Genomic DNA, 16,680 nt, shown 5'->3' with positions numbered 1-16,680 from the left:
ATAATTACCAGCCGGTGACTTCGGCGATGGCATCGCCAAGATCAGCCGGAGAATGCACGGTACGGACACCAGCCGCTTCAAGAGCAGCGAATTTCTCTGCCGCAGTCCCTTTACCACCGGAAATGATGGCGCCGGCATGCCCCATGCGTTTACCCGCTGGAGCCGTCACACCCGCAATGTAGGAAACAACAGGCTTTTTCACATTGGATTTAATGAATTCAGCCGCCTCTTCTTCTGCCGAGCCGCCAATTTCGCCAACCATGATGATCGCTTCCGTTTGTGGATCCTGTTCGAATAAAGTCAGTGCATCAATGAAATTGGTGCCGGGAATAGGATCACCACCAATACCGATGCAGGTGCTTTGGCCAAAGCCTTTGTCCGTTGTCTGCTTGACTGCTTCATACGTCAGCGTACCGGATCGCGAGACAATCCCTACTTTGCCGGGCAGGTGAATGGAACCTGGCATAATCCCAATCTTGCATTCGCCAGGGGTAATAATACCGGGGCAATTGGGGCCAATCAGGCGGGCCGTGGTATTGTTTTCCAGATACACTTTGACGTCAAGCATGTCCAGAACGGGAACACCTTCAGTAATACAGACAATCAGTTGAATGCCCGCGTCGGCCGCTTCCAGGATGGAATCCTTGCAGAATGCAGCGGGAACATAAATCACGCTGGCATCCGCGCCCGTTTCTTCCACTGCTTCGCGAACAGTATTGAAAACCGGTAAATTCAAATGCGTCTGACCGCCTTTGCCGGGGGTCACGCCACCGACCATGCGCGTACCATAAGCAATCGCCTGTTCCGAATGATAAGTGCCTTGTTTACCAGTAAAACCCTGGCAAATGACTTTGGTGTGTTTATTAACTAATACGCTCATTGCTAACCTCAATTTAGTTTGGAGCGCTCATGCGCCCCCTTTCTGGTAATTACGCGACTGCCGCAACGATTTTCTTTGCAGCATCAGTCAAACTGTTGGCCGCAATGACGTTTAAACCACTCTTGTTCAGAATGTCAGCACCCAGCTGGGCATTATTGCCCTCCAGACGGACAACCACAGGGATTTTTACGCCGACTTCTTTTACAGCCGCAAGGATACCCTCGGCAATCAAATCGCAACGCACAATGCCGCCAAAGATATTCACCAGAATGCCTTTGACGTTTTCATCTGAGAGGATGATTTTAAAGGCTTCGCTGACACGCTCTTTGGTTGCACCGCCACCCACATCGAGGAAGTTGGCTGGTTCACCGCCATGCAGCTTAATCACATCCATGGTGGCCATGGCGAGACCGGCGCCATTCACCATACAGCCAATAGAACCCTCAAGCGGAATGTAATTGAGCTCCCAATCGGTCGCACGATTTTCACGCTCGTCTTCCTGGGATTTATCTCGCATGTTTTTCAGTTCAGGCTGGCGGTAGAGGGCATTGCCGTCAATATTGATCTTACCGTCCAGGCACAGGATTTGTCCGCTTTGAGTGACCACCAGCGGGTTGATTTCCAGAAGGCTTAAGTCGCATTCCACAAACATCTTGCCAAGCCCCATCATCAGCTGCGTGAATTGCTTGATTTGCTCATCGTTTAAACCCAGTTTAAATCCGATGTCGCGGCATTGGAAAGGCATAATACCAACTAAAGGATCCATGATGACTTTAAAAATTTTCTCAGGCGTTTCATGGGCCACTTTTTCAATTTCCACCCCACCCTCTGTGGAAGCCATAAACACCACACGCCGGCTGGAACGATCCACAACGGCACCGAGATACAGTTCACGGCCAATGTCGCAGGTCTCTTCCACCAGGACCGCGTTGACCGGCTGGCCTTTGGCATCGGTTTGGTAAGTGACCAAGCGGGTGCCTAACAATGATTGGGTGACTGATGCCAGTTCCTCTTTGCTGGATACCAGTTTTACGCCGCCTGCTTTTCCGCGTCCGCCGGCATGCACCTGGGCTTTCACCACCCATTTGGGCGTGGATAATTGTTCAGCCGCTTTCACTGCCTCGTCAACACTGTAGGCAACCTGGCCCTTTGGAACAGGCAGACCATAGCGGGCAAACAGCTGCTTGGCTTGGTATTCATGTAAATTCATCGTTAGTACCTTTAAAAAAGCAACACCCGGCAAGCCGGGTTATGCGGTTAAAATGTCAATCGTTACACATTGAGCAGCAAGCGGGCAGGATCTTCGAGCAACTCCTTGACGCTTACCAAAAACTGCACCGACTCGCGGCCATCAATCAGACGGTGGTCGTAAGACAGGGCGACATACATCATCGGGCGAATAACAATTTGCCCTTTTTCAACCACTGGCCGGTCTTCAATTTTATGCATGCCGAGAATACCCGTTTGCGGCGGATTAATGATGGGTGTAGCCAGCAGGGAACCAAAAACACCGCCATTGGTGATGGTAAAGGTACCACCCTGCATTTCTTCTAAAGAAAGCTTGCCTAAACGGGCACGGCTGGCTGAGTCCGCAATGACTTTTTCAATCTCGGCCAGACTGAGCTGATCAGCATCACGAACGACGGGCACCACGAGGCCTTTATCCGTCGAAACGGCAATCCCGACATCATAATAACCGTGATAAACAATATCCTGGCCATCGATAGACGCATTAACAGCCGGGAAGCGTTTCAATGACTCAACGACAGCCTTGGTAAAGAGGGACATAAAGCCCAATTTTACCCCGTGTTTTTTCTCAAAAAGATCTTTGTATTGTGCACGCAAATCCATGACAGCCTTAAGATTGACTTCATTGAAGGTCGTCAGCATGGCCGCATTGTGCTGAGCCTGGACCAGGCGTTCCGCAATTTTGGCACGCAGGCGCGTCATCGGAACACGGCGTTCTTCACGGGCACCCATCGGTGGCAGGGAAGCGGTTTCGCTTCGGGCAGGCGCGGCAGTTGCACTGGCTGATTTTTCGCGGTTGGATTCAATAAAAGCGACAACATCTTCTTTCGTCAAACGCCCGTCTTTACCAGAACCGGATAACTGCTCTGGCTGCAGGTTGTTTTCAGCCAGCATGCGGCGTACGGCCGGCCCCGTCGCCTTGGTGCCCTGACTTTGGGCAGGAACCTGCGCACTGACTGGTGCCTGTTCTGGCGCGGCGGCTACCGTTTTGTGTTCCGCCGGTGCAGAAGCCGCCGTGCCACCCGCCTCAATACGGGCCAATAATTGCGCTGAGTTGACCGTATCGCCTTCTTTAAACAGGATTTCTGTCAGTACGCCGTCAGCTGGGGCCGGGACTTCCAAAACCACTTTGTCGGTTTCCAGGTCAACCAGATTTTCATCACGAGCCACCTTTTCACCCACTTTCTTATGCCAGGCGGCAATGGTGGCATCCGCCACAGATTCGGGCAGAGCCGGTACTTTAACTTCAATAGACATGGTTAGTCCTTCTTTGGTTATTTATTGTAATTCATTATCAAGCCAGAGCCTGGTTAACCAGATCCTGTTGCTCTTTCGCATGAAGCAGTGGGCTTCCGACGGCCGGGGCCGCGGCAAATCCTCGACCGGCATAACTTAAATGTTGATCCGGACGTAAACAGTCAATGATGTTGTGTTGCGATGAGAACCAAACCCCCTGGTTTTGCGGTTCTTCCTGACACCAGACAACCTGTTTCGCCTTGGTGAATTTCGCCAGTTCCTGCTCCAGTTCCTTTTTCGGGAATGGGTATAATTGCTCGATGCGAATAATGGCAATATGATTCAACTGCTCGTCACGGCGCTTTTGCAACAGATCATAATAAACTTTTCCGCAGCATAACACGACTTTCGTGACTTTAGCGGCATCCAGCGCATCGATTTCCGGAATCACATCGTGGAATTTACCTTTTAATAAATCCTCCACCGGTGATACTGCCAATTTATGGCGCAGCAAGCTCTTTGGTGTCATAACAATCAATGGCTTACGGAAATTGCGAATCATTTGTCGACGCAGGAGATGGAAAATCTGGGCAGGTGTCGTTGGTGTGCAAACCTGCATGTTCTGTTGCGCACAAAGCTGCATGTAGCGTTCAAGACGTGCGGAGGAATGCTCGGGACCCTGGCCTTCGTAGCCATGCGGTAATAGCATCACCAGACCGCAGAGACGACCCCATTTTTGCTCGCCGGAACTGATGAATTGATCAATCACCACCTGGGCGCCATTGGCAAAATCCCCAAACTGCGCTTCCCAGAGCACCAGTGAATTGGGTTCGGAGGAAGCATAGCCGTATTCAAACGCAAGGACTGCCTCTTCAGACAACACCGAATCGATAACCACAAACGGTTTGCTCGTGGCAGCCTTCTCCAAAGGCACGAAGGTATTGCCGGTTTGGATATCGTGCAACACCGCGTGACGATGAGCGAAAGTACCACGGCCGCAGTCCTGCCCGGATAAACGGACGCCATAACCTTCCTGCAACAGGCTCGCATAGGCCATGGTTTCAGCAAATCCCCAGTTCATCGGCAGTTCACCGGTCGCCATTTTTTCGCGCTCGGCAAGCAACCGTTTAACCACCGGGTGCAACTCAAAGCCGTCAGGCAGAGTATGCAGTGTTTTCGCCAGGGTCTTAAGCATCGCGGCGCTGATGGTGGTATCCGCCTTATCGGTCCACCTGGCATTAAAATAAGGGGTCCAATCAATGGACATTTTGCCATCATAATTCCCTTGAACGGTGTCCACGACCGCCTGCCCTTTGTCCAGACGGTTACGGTATTCTTCCGCTAACCGGTCAACTTCAGCCGCTGTCGTTAACCCTTCCTGAATCAGCTCCTCGGCATAGATTTCCCGTAAGGGACGCATGCTTTTGATTTTTTTATACATCGTGGGCTGAGTCACAGACGGTTCATCGGCTTCGTTGTGCCCGTGGCGGCGATAGCAGACCAAATCAATCACCACATCGCGTTTGAAGGTCATACGGAAATCCACTGCAATTTGCGTCGCGAACACCACGGCTTCGGGATCATCGCCATTGACATGAATAACCGGCGCCTGCACCATTTTAGCCACATCGGTGCAATAAAGGGTCGAACGAGCATCCAGTGGATTGCTGGTGGTAAAGCCAATCTGGTTATTGATGACAATGTGCACGGTACCGCCGGTGGAATAGCCGCGTGCCTGGGAAAAGTTAAAGGTTTCCATGACCACGCCTTGCCCGGCGAAGGCCGCATCCCCATGAACCACGACGGGCACGACTTTATCCTTTTTCTCAAGATCATGGCGGCGTCCCAGACGTGAACGCACGGACCCCTCCACCACGGGGCCGATAATTTCAAGATGCGACGGGTTAAAGGCCAACGCCAGATGGACAATGGCGCCGGTTTCGGTACGAATGTCGGATGAAAAACCCATGTGGTACTTTACATCCCCTGAGCGCTCAGCCGAACCGAGCTTGCCTTCAAATTCCTGGAATAATTGATCAGGCTCTTTTCCAAGTACATTCACAAGGACATTCAGACGGCCGCGGTGAGCCATGCCAATGACAATTTCCTGAACGCCTTCTGCGCCGCCCTTACGAATAATTTCCTTCATCATCGGGATAAACGCATCCCCGCCTTCCAGCGAAAAACGTTTCTGTCCAACATAACGAGTACCCAGATAACGTTCCAGACCATCCGCAGCAATCAGGTCACGTAATATCTGCTGTTTCTTTTCCGCGTCAAAATTGGGGCGACCGCGAACGGTTTCCAGCTTTCTCTGCAGCCATTCGGTTTCCTCAATGTTGGAGATATGGATGTATTCAATGCCAATGCTGCCGCAATAGGTTGCGCGCAGGGCCTGATAAATTTCAGCCAGAGGCATTTCAGTGCCATTAAAATTCTTGCCGGCATAAAAAGAGCGGTTTAAATCCGCATCGGATAACTTATGGTAACTGAGTTCCAGGCTGGGTACCTGAACCCGCTCTGCCATTTCAAGCGGATCAAGCTTGGCGGCATGATGCCCGTGAGCACGATAGGCATTGATTAAATGAGCAACCTGGAACTGTTTGCTGGCCTCTGCGTTTTCTACCGGGGCGCGTTTGCGGTTAGCATTCATCAGAAAGTAATCACGAATGTCGCGGTGAGGAGTATCCTGAGCGACATGATTAATCTGGGGTAATGTGCTGAAAACAGCGCGCCAGTCGGCCGGCACTGAATTGGGATCATTCAGAAAATCTTCGTACAGACTATCCACATAGGCCATACTCCCACCCGACAGGTAGGATGAAGCGAGTTGATTCTGAAAGTCGTTACTGCTCATTGTATTGTTTCTCCAAAGGGCGCGTCCTGGGGTTGAGACGCTGGATAATCGTCATCAAGTTTCTTGATTCAACATCTGTTTACGAATATCGGCAATCGCTTGCGTCGGATTGAGTCCCTTCGGGCAAACATTCGCGCAATTCATGATGGAACGGCAGCGAAATACACTAAATGGATCCTGTAATTTATCCAAACGATGCCGTTTTGCTGTATCACGGCTGTCGGCTAAAAAGCGTCTGGCCTGAAGCAGACCGGCAGGACCGACAAATTTTTCCGGGTTCCACCAGAACGAGGGACAAGAACTGGTGCAGCAGGCGCACAGAATGCACTCGTACAAGCCATCCAGCTGCGCACGCTCTTCTGGCGATTGCAGCCGTTCACGCGCTGGAGCAACCTCATCGTTTTGCAGGTAAGGTTCAATGCGCTCGTATTGTTGGTAAAACTGGGTCATGTCAACGACCAGGTCACGCACCACAGGGAATCCCGGCAGGGGACGAATCACAATGCGATTGGTGTTTAACTGTGAAAGCGAGGTGATGCAGGCCAGGCCATTGGTGCCGTTGATGTTCATGCCGTCTGATCCACACACGCCCTCACGGCAGGAGCGGCGATAGGCAATGGTTGGGTCCTGCTCGGCTTTTAAGCGCTCAAGCAGGGTCAGCAGCATGGGATCACTCTTTGCCGGCACAGCGATTTCATAGTCCTTCATGTAAGGAGACTCATCGAGCTCAGGATTGTAACGGTAAATAGACAGGCTCAGAATTCGATTATCAGCCATGGCTTATCCTCTTTTAATAAACGCGTTCTTTCGGCTCAAACGGCTCGACATAGTTAGGTTTCGCATTGACAGGGCGATAATCAATCGCATCATCATGCGCAAAATAGAGCGTGTGTTTAATCCAGTTGGCATCGTCACGCTGTGGATAATCTTCCCGGCTATGCGCGCCACGGCTTTCTGTTCTGGCTAAGGCAGATTGGGCTGTCGCATAGGCCGTTGCCATTAAATTATCCAATTCCAGTGCAGTGACTAATTCCGTATTGAATACTTTGGTCTTATCCACCAGCTTGGCATGCTGCAAACGCTCGCGCAGGGCCTGCAGACGATGGAGACCCTCCTCCATGACCTTGCCGGTGCGGAATACGCCGAAATCCTCCTGCATGACACGCTGCATGTCATCACGGATGGTTGACGGCATCTCGCCGTCGCTTGATTCCTGCCAGCGATCATAACGGGCCATGGCTTCGGCAATGTTCTCCTCCGTCACATAAGCCATATCAGGCATTTGATTGGATTGCCACAATTCTTCGACATGAAGCCCTGCCGCACGACCAAACACCACCAGATCAAGCAGCGAATTGCCACCGAGGCGGTTGGCGCCATGCACAGAAACGCAGGCACACTCACCTACGGCATACAAGCCCTCAACCACGGTGTCAACGCCATTTTTATGGGTAATCACCTGCCCGTGCATGTTCGTGGGAATACCGCCCATGCTGTAATGACAGGTGGGTACGACCGGAATGGGCTCAACAATTGGATCGACCCCGGCAAATTTTAAGGACAATTCGCGAATACCGGGCAATCGGGACATGATTAAATCCGCGCCCAGGTGATCCAGTTTCAGCTTGACGTGATCGACGCCTTTGGGATCAAACCCTCGGCCGGCACGGATTTCCAGCGCCATGGAGCGAGCAACGACATCCCTCGAGGCCAAATCTTTTACCCGGGGGGCATACCGCTCCATGAAGCGCTCCCCGTCCTTATTGATTAGATAACCACCCTCACCACGGCATCCCTCCGTCACCAGTGTCCCCGCACCCGCAATACCGGTAGGATGGAATTGCCACATTTCCATGTCCTGCAACGGCAGGCCGGCACGCAATGCCATGCCAAAGCCGTCGCCCGTATTGATGTGGGCATTGGTCGTTGATTGGTAAATACGTCCGGCTCCGCCTGTCGCCAGAATGCAGACGCGGGTTTGATAAAACACGACTTCGCCGGTTTCTATGCACAGTGCCGTCACCCCCGCGATGCGGCCGTGATTGTCTTTAACGAAATCCAAAGCCAGCCATTCGCTGAAAACATGCGTTTTGGCTTTCAGGTTCTGCTGGTAAAGGGTATGTAACAGGGCATGACCGGTTCTGTCTGCCGCCGCACAGGTTCGAGCGGCCTGTTCACCGCCAAAATGCTTGGACTGCCCCCCAAACTGGCGCTGGTAAATCTTGCCATTGTCCATTCTTGAGAAGGGGAGCCCCATGTGTTCGAGCTCATAAACAGCTTCCGGGCCTGTTTTACACAGGTATTCAATGCAATCCTGATCGCCAATGTAATCGGCGCCCTTGACCGTATCGTACATGTGCCAGCGCCAGTCGTCTTCATCCGCGTTGCCAAGCGCAGCGGTGATACCGCCCTGTGCAGAAACCGTATGGGAGCGGGTGGGAAAGACTTTGGACAGCAAGGCCACCTGCAACCCTGAATTGGCCAACTGCAAGGCAGCCCGCATGCCAGCCCCGCCCGCACCAATAATTACCGCATCAAATTTGTGTCGTGGAAATGCCATGCTTATTGTCCCCAAACAATCATCAAACCCCAAATAAATTGTCCCAGCAACCAGACAACCACAGCCATTTGCACAGAGACTCTCAGCATCGTGCATTTCATGTAATCCGTGGTGACGGTCCAAACGCCTATCCAGGCATGTAAAGAAATGGCGCCTAATGCGATAACACTGGCGACCTTAAACCAGTTGCAGGCAAACAGGGACTGCCACTGATGATAGGCCATTTGCGGATGAGCGATTAAAAAGCCCATTAAGAATAACGTATAGAACAGAAGATACGCGGCCGTGGCGCGCTGTATCAGCCAATCCTTTAACCCATTGCCCGTCAGGCTGGTGACATTGGTTACCATATCCAGACCCCTAACAAAAGTGAGAAAATAACAGAAAGGATAATCACGAACACAGCGCTGCGGCGGCCTGACTCGAGATGCTCTCCCCACCCAAGATCCATGAGCATATGGCGGATACCGGCCAGCAAATGGTAAGTCCATGCCGCCAGGAAAGCCCACAGGGTTAATTTGCACAAGGGGTGGGCCAAGGTGGCCTGCAGGTTATTGAACGTCCCGGCATTGCGCAATGATAAATCAAGAAAATACATCATGACGGGCAGAAGCAGAAATAATACCATGCCAGAAACGCGATGCAGTATTGATGCAATCGCCATTGGCGGAAATTTTAACGTTCGCAGGTCCAGATTCACCGGTCTTTTTTTATTCACGGCATCCCTCAACTAAAATTAGTAATATAGCATAACAAAGCTAACCCTCATGCCCCTGATCACAGAAAAGCATGGCATGCTGCTTAAATCGAAACAACAAATCAGGCTGTAATTTACACAAAGCAAGCAGAAAACTGGCGAAGTATACCACTCTGTATTTTTAGCGCAAAGCTACTGCGTTAAAAGCATATCATGTGTTCCCACCCTTTGCTTCAATAAATCTATTTTATAATCAAAAAGAATAATTTAAGATCAACTTGAATGGAAACAAACAACCAGCCATACTATCATTGATAATATCGGTTAAGCGAAGGACTGAGTAACCATGTTAATTAAACGGCCAATCTATAATCAAAAACTGAAATGTGTCGCCATGGAGATTATCGCTAACCAACAAGCCAAACAACCCATTGAATTGCTGCCTTATTTCACCACCGTCACCCATAACATTGACAGCAACCTGCCCTTGTTTGTGCCTTATGCCCTCAATTCACTGCTCGAACTCGCCGATCCCCCGCTTGAAAATCCGGTGATATTAAAGCTGCATGCCGCTGACATTAACCAGACCTACACGGCAGAGGAGTTAAAGGACGCGGCCCACTCCATTGCGCTCATGATTGACAGCCCCGATCAATTGGCCTGGCTCAATTTCGCCGAGTACATCGCGTTGAGTGAACACCTGATGGGCATGGCTGATTTGACCAAAGTGGTCAAATACAGTCAGGCCAAGCAGCGCAAGGTCATTGCTTACAATATTTCCGACCCGAACCGCTTTATCAATTGCAAAGACATGACCATGGATTACTATTGCGGTGACTTCCTCTTTCAACCCGAGGTGAAGGAAGTGAAAGAAATTGCCGCCAATAAATTAAATCTGCTGATGCTGATTGAAAAACTGCAGCACCCCGATACCCATTTCAACGAGATAATCCCGTTGATTCAGACGGATCCGCTATTGAGTTATCAATTATTACGCGTTGCCAATTCGGCGGCCTTCTCCGGTTATCAGGCCATCGAATCCATCCAGCAGGCCGTCACCCGCCTGGGCATCCTCCATTTAAAAAACTGGGTCATGGTGCTGTCGATGAAAAACGTATCCAACAAGCCTCTCGAAATTGTCGAGTCCGGGCTTATCCGCGCCCAGATGGCCGAAAAACTGGCCAAAGCCAATTCCCATTTATCGGCTGAAAGCGCCTACACGGCTGGATTACTCTCGGTGCTTGACAGCCTGCTGGATACTCCCATGAATGCATTGATTGAAAAAATCACGCTGGCAGACGACATTAAGGGAGCACTGATGGCACGCGAAGGGGAGTTGGGAAAGTTACTGTCCATGGTCATAGCCTATGAGGAAGGCCACTGGGAACAATTAGACGGCAATGACTACCACGGCCTCGATCTAAGCCAGATTTACATCGATTGCCTGGAGCATGTCTCCATCGGCAAAAAAGCCATGTCGGAACACTAACCGTCTTGAACTGCGGCAAGCAAACCATTACTCTTCAATTCTGTTCTTTTGAGTAATAACCATGTTTTTTCGTCTTTTAGCCGCCCTGTTCTACGATCTGATTGTATTGTGCAGCCTGTTGATGCTGGCCACAGCAATCGCCGTGTATTTTAATCAGGGGCAGGCTATTCCACCGGCCTCGCGCGGATACCAAAGCCTGTTGGTCACCATCATGGGGGCTTATTTTATTTTGTCCTTTCGTTACGGGGGGCAGACCATCGGGTTTAAATCCTGGCGTCTGCGATTAATCAGGGAAGAGGGTTTCAAACTACGTCTGGTTAACGCTGCATAGACGGGCCCGTACCGCGATGATGCCGGTAAACATCCCTGGGCGCTTCCGCAGGGTAACCGTAGCCGCGATCGGCTAAACGCTTGACGATTTCAAGGTAGCGCTCACCCCAGGAACCCGGATCGAAATTGGTCACAACGACGTTGTAACTTAAGTTAATTACCGATTCAAAGGCCTTGCGCTGGGCAAGCTCATGCCCACCAAAGGCGACCTGCACTTCGGTTTCAGCACTTACACCGCCCGCCTTAAGGCGCTCGACCAGCATAAAAATCATTTTTTCAATGGTGTAGAATAATTTGCACATTGACGTGCCGGCAATGTACATGTCCTGCGCTTTGGACGCACTTAATTTATAACCGTGATCATGAATGGGGTAAACGAACTCATATTCGTTGGTTTCCGGCACCAGTTCGGGGGGAACGATAAGCGGTGGCGAAATCACTTCGATGGTCGGGGTCACGATAAATAGAGAAAAATCAGCCCAATGCCACCATAACCTGTAGACTTTTTCAACCAGACTCAGCGGATCATTGAAATCCTCGACAATCCGCTGGCGAGCCTCTTCGGCCAGTTTTAAAAAATCTTCTTCAGGGAGTGATGCGTTTTCCGCCATCCTAGTCAACCGATAAAACTCGTCATATTGCTATCTTAGCCCAATTTAATTGATTCAGCACAGGGCTTTACAGTACAAAAAGAGAAAAAAATCAGTAAATAGTGGATAACCGCGCCGAGTCAGGAACTTAAGAATTTAACAATCCGCCAGGTAACGGTAATAAACAGGAGGTTGTTTGCATTTAAAACAGCGGCTCTGGCAGGACGTATTCTCGTCGCAGCGGGCAATCACCCCCTTTCGAAGCCAGATCTCAAGCATCGGCTGCAGCGCCTGGGCGTCTATATGAAATTCACGGCTCACCTGCTGGCTGCTCACCACCTTGTGCTGGCGGATAAAATCACGAATTTGTAACAGCATGGCGTCTCCTCACAAGCAAATGTTGTCCCCGCAATACCGCGATAAACGCGACAATGCCCCCCACCATGGCAGCAATCCACAGCAACGACTCCTGGGGGTGGCGATAAAACACGGCACCCTGATAAAAAATCACAGCGGAGGCGTAGGCAATCAGGAAAGACCAGGTGACGGAGAACCACATCAGGCGGCGTGTCGTCTCCTGCCGGATAGCGGCCATGGTAGACACACAGGGGATATAAAGCAGAATGAAGAGAAGGTAAGCAAATGCTCCAGCTTTGCCGTCAAATCGTTCGGCCATCATGCCATACACCGTTTGCGACAATTCGCTGTCGGGCGCACTGGCTAACACCGGATTGAGTAAAGCCTGCCCCAATGACGAAAGGTTCTCAGGCACCGACCAGAATGCCTGCGCCATGGAGCCTAAGAAATCAAAATGAGCGGCCTGCGCCTGTGCCAGATGGCCTAACTGCGCGTAGAGCGAATTTAAAGAGCCAACCACCACTTCTTTTGCCAGCATGCCGGTTAATAAACCGACCGTAGCCGGCCAGTTATCCTGATGCAGACCCATGGGGGCAAATAACGGCGTCAGCCATTGGCCAAGCCAGGACAGAACAGAATGGGTACTGGCTTCATCCGTGTTCAACCCGCCGTCAATGGTCAAGGCGTTCAAACTGCCGAGAATAATACAAATGGGGATAATCAGACGTCCGGCCCTGACAACAAAATAACGAAGACGCAGGCTGGTTTCACGCCACAGGCGTTTAAACGAGGGCTTATGGTAGGCGGGCAATTCAAGAATCAAGGGGGATGCCTCCCCTTCCAGCGTGGTTTTACGCAGGATAAACCCGGTAAAAACCGCCATTAAAATGCCAATGACATACAGGGCAAAAACCACATTTTGCCCGCCGCTTGGGAAAAATGCGGCAACAAACACCGCATAAATGGCCAATCGGGCGCTGCAGGACATAAAGGGGCTCATCAGTACGGTTAAGAGCCGATCCCGCTCGGAATCCAGTGTTCTTGCCGCCATGATCCCGGGCACATTACAGCCAAATCCCACAATCATCGGCACAAAGGACTTCCCAGGCAATCCCAGCATACGCATGGCCTTGTCCACCACAAACGCGGCACGGGCCATATACCCTGACGCCTCCAGTAACGCCAGAAAGAAAAACATGGCCGCAATCACAGGAATAAAGGTCAGGGTGGTATTAATACCCATACCCAGACCATTGGCCACCACGGCAATAAGCCATTGCGGGGAATGCAGCTGCTGCAGTACCCAGGCGCTGCCCTGAACAAAAACCGTATCGGTGGATATATCAAAAAAATCCTGAAAAGCCCCGCCAATGTTGATGGCGAACAAAAACATCAGGTACATCATGGCAAAAAACAGGGGTAAAGCCAGAAATCGATTCAGTACAATGCGGTCAATTTTGGCTGTCAGATGGTCACTGGCATCACTGGCCCGAGTTTGAATCAGATGAGTCACGTCGTGGATTTTCTGGTAGCGGATATCCGCCAGTACAACATCGATATCCTCAGCGGTCAGTGCAGGATCCAGCGCCTGTAACCTTGCTGCCTCGACCAGCAAGGTATCGCCCTCCAGTATACGCCGGGCATAATACGTTGCCCGCTCAGGGACGATATTGCAAACTGCGATCAGCTGCTTTCTGAGATTCTCCATGAGCGACTCGATGGAGGCTGGGTAATCAAAAGGCAACGGCAGAGCAGCAGCCAGTGGCTTAATGATGGTTTTTTTTAATTCAACAAGGCCTATGCCTTTGTGCGCTTCAAGCGGCAGAACACAGCAATTCAATTGCCGGGACAAAGCCGGAATATCAATGGTGATGCCGCGTTGTCTTGCGATGTCCATCATGTTGAGGACAACAATCATGGGTTTACCTAACTCCAGCAACTGGCTGGTTAAGTAAAGATGGCGCTCCAGATGGCAGGCATCAATAACATTGATGATTAACTCCGCCTCGCAGGTGGCCACCGCCTTAGCCGAAATCTGCTCATCCTGACTGCTCCCCCGCCCGGTCAGGGCGAGGGAATAAACACCGGGTAAATCCGTCACCTCAATGCACTGGCCCTCGACAACCAATTCCCCGGTTTTTTTCTCCACCGTGACGCCAGGCCAGTTACCCACACGCTGATTATCACCCGTTAAGGCATTAAATAAGGTGGTTTTGCCGCAATTGGGATTGCCTACCAGTAAAAGAGAGGTCATACACGCTCCAGATTCAGGTGAATTGCTTCTTCTTTTCTCAAGGTCAGGGATGTTCCCCGGACCTCAACCTGCACTGGACATCCCAGAGGAGCGATTCTTACAATCGTCAATTCCACACCGCGAGTAATACCCAATGACAGCAAACGCCGCCGATACTGCGCATCGGTGCGGCCAAAATCAAGCAATCGGACTTTATCGCCACGGGTTAACTCGGTAATGTGCATGATGGTAACACTCAATCCAAAATTTCATTAGTTTAACACAAATGATATCGAGAATCATTCTCATTTTAGAACAAATTTTGTCATTCTGGCGGCATCAACAGCGAATTCACTGCCCGACGAGGATGACGACGCAGGTAATCCTGGGATTGCATTTCCTGTAAACGGCTTAAGGTTCGCTTGAAGGCCTGGCTCATCTCCCCCTTGAGGTACAGCTCCGTCAAAGGGACCTCGGCTGATAGAATCAGCCGCACGCCGCGATCGTAGAGCACATCAATGAAATGCACAAATAAAATCGCATAGACCGTATCGCGCTCATGGAGTTGCGGCATGCCGCTGACAAATACAGTGGAAAATCGATCCACCAGCTCAAGGTAGTCCAGCTGGCTGCGCGGCAGGTTGCAAATCACTTTAAAATCAAACCAGATGGCTTCGTCACCGCAACGAACATACGCAATGTCACGGTTTTGCACTGTCACGGTCCCTGCGGACTGAGCCGCCGGTTCCATCCGGGCAAATTGCGCGCTGAAGCGGCTCTGGTTGGTCTCATTTAAAGGGCAGAAAAAGGTTTCCACCTGAATTTCACGGCCGAGCCGGTAATCGCGCGGCTGATTTAAGGCAAGCACCTGGCACTGGGATTTAATCAGGGCAATGGCCGGTAAAAAACGGGCCCGCTGCACCCCGTTTAAATACAGATCATCCGGTTTGATGTTGGATGTCGCCACCAGCACAATACCATTGGCAAACAAAGCCTTCAACAATTCGGCAAGAATCATCGCATGGGCGACGTCGTGCACCAAAAACTCGTCAAAACACAACAGGCGAGTCGTTTTAGCCAAATTTTTGGCAATCACCTGCAGGGGATCTTTCTGCCCCTGCAGACGCCTAAGCTGCGCATCAACCTGCTGCATAAAATGATGAAAGTGGAACCGGACTTTTTCGCGGGTTTTAACCTGTTCGAAGAAAAGATCCATCAGAAAAGTCTTGCCCACGCCCACACTGCCATAAAGGTAAATGCCTTTGACCACATGCGTGCGCCGCCAGCTGAAAAAGGATTTTTTGGGTTGACTTAAGGCACTGGCCAACTCGTCCATGACGCCAATGATCTGGCGTTGCAAGGGATCATTTTCAATTTCACCCCGGGCGATTGCCGCATCATAACTGGCTGAGATACTCATGGGTGCAACACCTTTTCATTGAGGATTCTCATTAATTCCTCTTTCAGTTCCAGCAATTTCCCATGAAAAAAATGGCTGGTGTCGGCAAATGTACTCACGGCAAGCGGCGGGGAGACGCTTGCGGCAAAATCCATCACCAGGGACTCCGGTACAACCTCATCATTATCCCCCTGAAAAACATGCCAGGGTGACGGTGCGGGCTGATAGGCCCGGTAATTGTAATGATGAACCGGTGGAGCCACCGTGATTAATAACGCATGGGCGTGCTGGGCGGCGGCGCGATAAGCCACATAGGATCCAAAAGAGAATCCGGCAAACAGGTAACGGCTTTGCGGACATTCAGCGGCCCACAATTGGCAAAGCGCAAGCATGTCGTTGCTTTCGCCAATGCCTTCGTCATAGCGTCCTTGAGAATGGCCCACGCCGCGGAAATTGAAGCGGAGGCTCGCAATACCTGACTCTTTAAAGGCACGCGCCATCGTGGTGACGACTTTGTTATTCATCGTGCCGCCCTGCAGGGAATGAGGATGCCCCAGCAGCGCAATGAAGGCGGAGCCGCCGGTCAAAGGCACCGTCAACACGCCTTCGAGTGCGCCCGCCTCCGTGTTAAACACAAAGGGGTGTTCGCCCGGTTTGTCTAATTTGTCAGCAAATACCATGCACGCCTCGCAACTGAGGACAATTTTTGTCCATTTTTCTCTTGAATAAGGGACGATAGTAACATAATTAAGCCGGCATCTTGCAATTTAGTGTCTGTACTTTAAGATCAGAAGGGCGCCGACC

The 16,680-nt window shown here is 51.0% G+C and carries 16 protein-coding genes; 2 read left to right on the top strand and 14 right to left on the bottom strand.

Annotated elements, in window-relative coordinates; genetic code table 11:
• Nucleotides 1-4 precede the first annotated feature (4 nt).
• The 8 genes from sucD to sdhC all read right to left on the bottom strand — a co-directional run bounded on the left by sucD (nt 5) and on the right by sdhC (nt 9,499).
• Nucleotides 5-880, bottom strand: coding sequence for a succinate--CoA ligase subunit alpha (gene sucD, locus GH742_RS01880; protein WP_203455915.1), 876 nt, complete (start codon nt 878-880; stop codon nt 5-7).
• A gap of 49 nt (nt 881-929) precedes the next feature.
• Nucleotides 930-2,090 (bottom strand): ADP-forming succinate--CoA ligase subunit beta, encoded by a 1,161-nt coding sequence (gene sucC, locus GH742_RS01875; protein WP_203455914.1) that lies wholly within the window; start codon nt 2,088-2,090, stop codon nt 930-932.
• A 62-nt stretch (nt 2,091-2,152) separates the two neighbouring features.
• On the bottom strand, nt 2,153-3,385 hold the full coding sequence (odhB, locus tag GH742_RS01870) for a 2-oxoglutarate dehydrogenase complex dihydrolipoyllysine-residue succinyltransferase (protein ID WP_203455913.1): 1,233 nt from the start codon (nt 3,383-3,385) through the stop codon (nt 2,153-2,155).
• 37 nt (nt 3,386-3,422) lie between these two features.
• Nucleotides 3,423-6,221, bottom strand: coding sequence for a 2-oxoglutarate dehydrogenase E1 component (locus GH742_RS01865; protein WP_203455912.1), 2,799 nt, complete (start codon nt 6,219-6,221; stop codon nt 3,423-3,425).
• 54 nt (nt 6,222-6,275) lie between these two features.
• Nucleotides 6,276-6,998, bottom strand: a complete 723-nt coding sequence (locus GH742_RS01860; RefSeq protein ID WP_203455911.1) for a succinate dehydrogenase iron-sulfur subunit — start codon at nt 6,996-6,998, stop codon at nt 6,276-6,278.
• A gap of 13 nt (nt 6,999-7,011) precedes the next feature.
• Nucleotides 7,012-8,781 carry a succinate dehydrogenase flavoprotein subunit gene (gene sdhA / locus GH742_RS01855; protein WP_203455910.1) on the bottom strand — a complete coding sequence of 590 codons (1,770 nt, stop codon included), beginning with the start codon at nt 8,779-8,781 and terminating at the stop codon, nt 7,012-7,014.
• 2 nt (nt 8,782-8,783) lie between these two features.
• A complete protein-coding gene (gene sdhD / locus GH742_RS01850; RefSeq protein ID WP_203455909.1) occupies nt 8,784-9,131 on the bottom strand; it encodes a succinate dehydrogenase, hydrophobic membrane anchor protein in 348 nt (115 codons plus the stop codon).
• Nucleotides 9,125-9,499, bottom strand: coding sequence for a succinate dehydrogenase, cytochrome b556 subunit (gene sdhC, locus GH742_RS01845; protein WP_203455908.1), 375 nt, complete (start codon nt 9,497-9,499; stop codon nt 9,125-9,127). Before sdhC ends, sdhD begins: the two co-directional genes overlap by 7 nt.
• 325 nt (nt 9,500-9,824) lie before the next feature.
• On the opposite strand from sdhC, the gene GH742_RS01840 reads away from it, so the two are divergent.
• Both GH742_RS01840 and GH742_RS01835 read left to right on the top strand, forming a co-directional pair.
• Nucleotides 9,825-10,967 carry an EAL and HDOD domain-containing protein gene (locus GH742_RS01840; protein ID WP_203455907.1) on the top strand — a complete coding sequence of 381 codons (1,143 nt, stop codon included), beginning with the start codon at nt 9,825-9,827 and terminating at the stop codon, nt 10,965-10,967.
• Between the two features lie 61 nt (nt 10,968-11,028).
• Complete coding sequence (locus tag GH742_RS01835) at nt 11,029-11,298, top strand: RDD family protein (RefSeq protein WP_203455906.1); 270 nt, start codon at nt 11,029-11,031, stop codon at nt 11,296-11,298.
• Here GH742_RS01835 and GH742_RS01830 read toward each other — a convergent pair.
• From GH742_RS01830 to GH742_RS01805, 6 genes are all read right to left on the bottom strand, one after another.
• Nucleotides 11,285-11,908 carry a virulence factor gene (locus GH742_RS01830; protein WP_203455905.1) on the bottom strand — a complete coding sequence of 208 codons (624 nt, stop codon included), beginning with the start codon at nt 11,906-11,908 and terminating at the stop codon, nt 11,285-11,287. The two genes, GH742_RS01835 and GH742_RS01830, sit on opposite strands and share 14 nt — an antisense overlap.
• A gap of 135 nt (nt 11,909-12,043) precedes the next feature.
• Nucleotides 12,044-12,265 carry a FeoC-like transcriptional regulator gene (locus GH742_RS01825; protein ID WP_203455904.1) on the bottom strand — a complete coding sequence of 74 codons (222 nt, stop codon included), beginning with the start codon at nt 12,263-12,265 and terminating at the stop codon, nt 12,044-12,046.
• Entirely contained in the window at nt 12,246-14,498 is a 2,253-nt protein-coding gene (gene feoB, locus GH742_RS01820) for a Fe(2+) transporter permease subunit FeoB (RefSeq protein ID WP_203455903.1), read from the bottom strand. Before feoB ends, GH742_RS01825 begins: the two co-directional genes overlap by 20 nt.
• Entirely contained in the window at nt 14,495-14,722 is a 228-nt protein-coding gene (locus GH742_RS01815) for a FeoA family protein (protein WP_203455902.1), read from the bottom strand. The genes feoB and GH742_RS01815 overlap by 4 nt, the downstream gene beginning before the upstream one ends.
• Before the next feature lie 80 nt (nt 14,723-14,802).
• The gene (zapE, locus tag GH742_RS01810; protein ID WP_203455901.1) at nt 14,803-15,897 is read right to left on the bottom strand and encodes a cell division protein ZapE; all 1,095 of its coding nucleotides are present in this window, start codon (nt 15,895-15,897) and stop codon (nt 14,803-14,805) included.
• On the bottom strand, nt 15,894-16,556 hold the full coding sequence (locus GH742_RS01805) for an alpha/beta hydrolase (protein ID WP_203455900.1): 663 nt from the start codon (nt 16,554-16,556) through the stop codon (nt 15,894-15,896). The genes zapE and GH742_RS01805 overlap by 4 nt, the downstream gene beginning before the upstream one ends.
• Nucleotides 16,557-16,680 lie beyond the last annotated feature (124 nt).

The sequence above is a fragment of the Legionella sp. MW5194 genome, assembly GCF_016864235.1.
Classification (GTDB): Bacteria; Pseudomonadota; Gammaproteobacteria; order Legionellales; family Legionellaceae; genus Legionella_C.
Note: the sequence above shows the minus strand (reverse complement) of the source record. Positions and strands in the feature narration are given on the sequence as shown.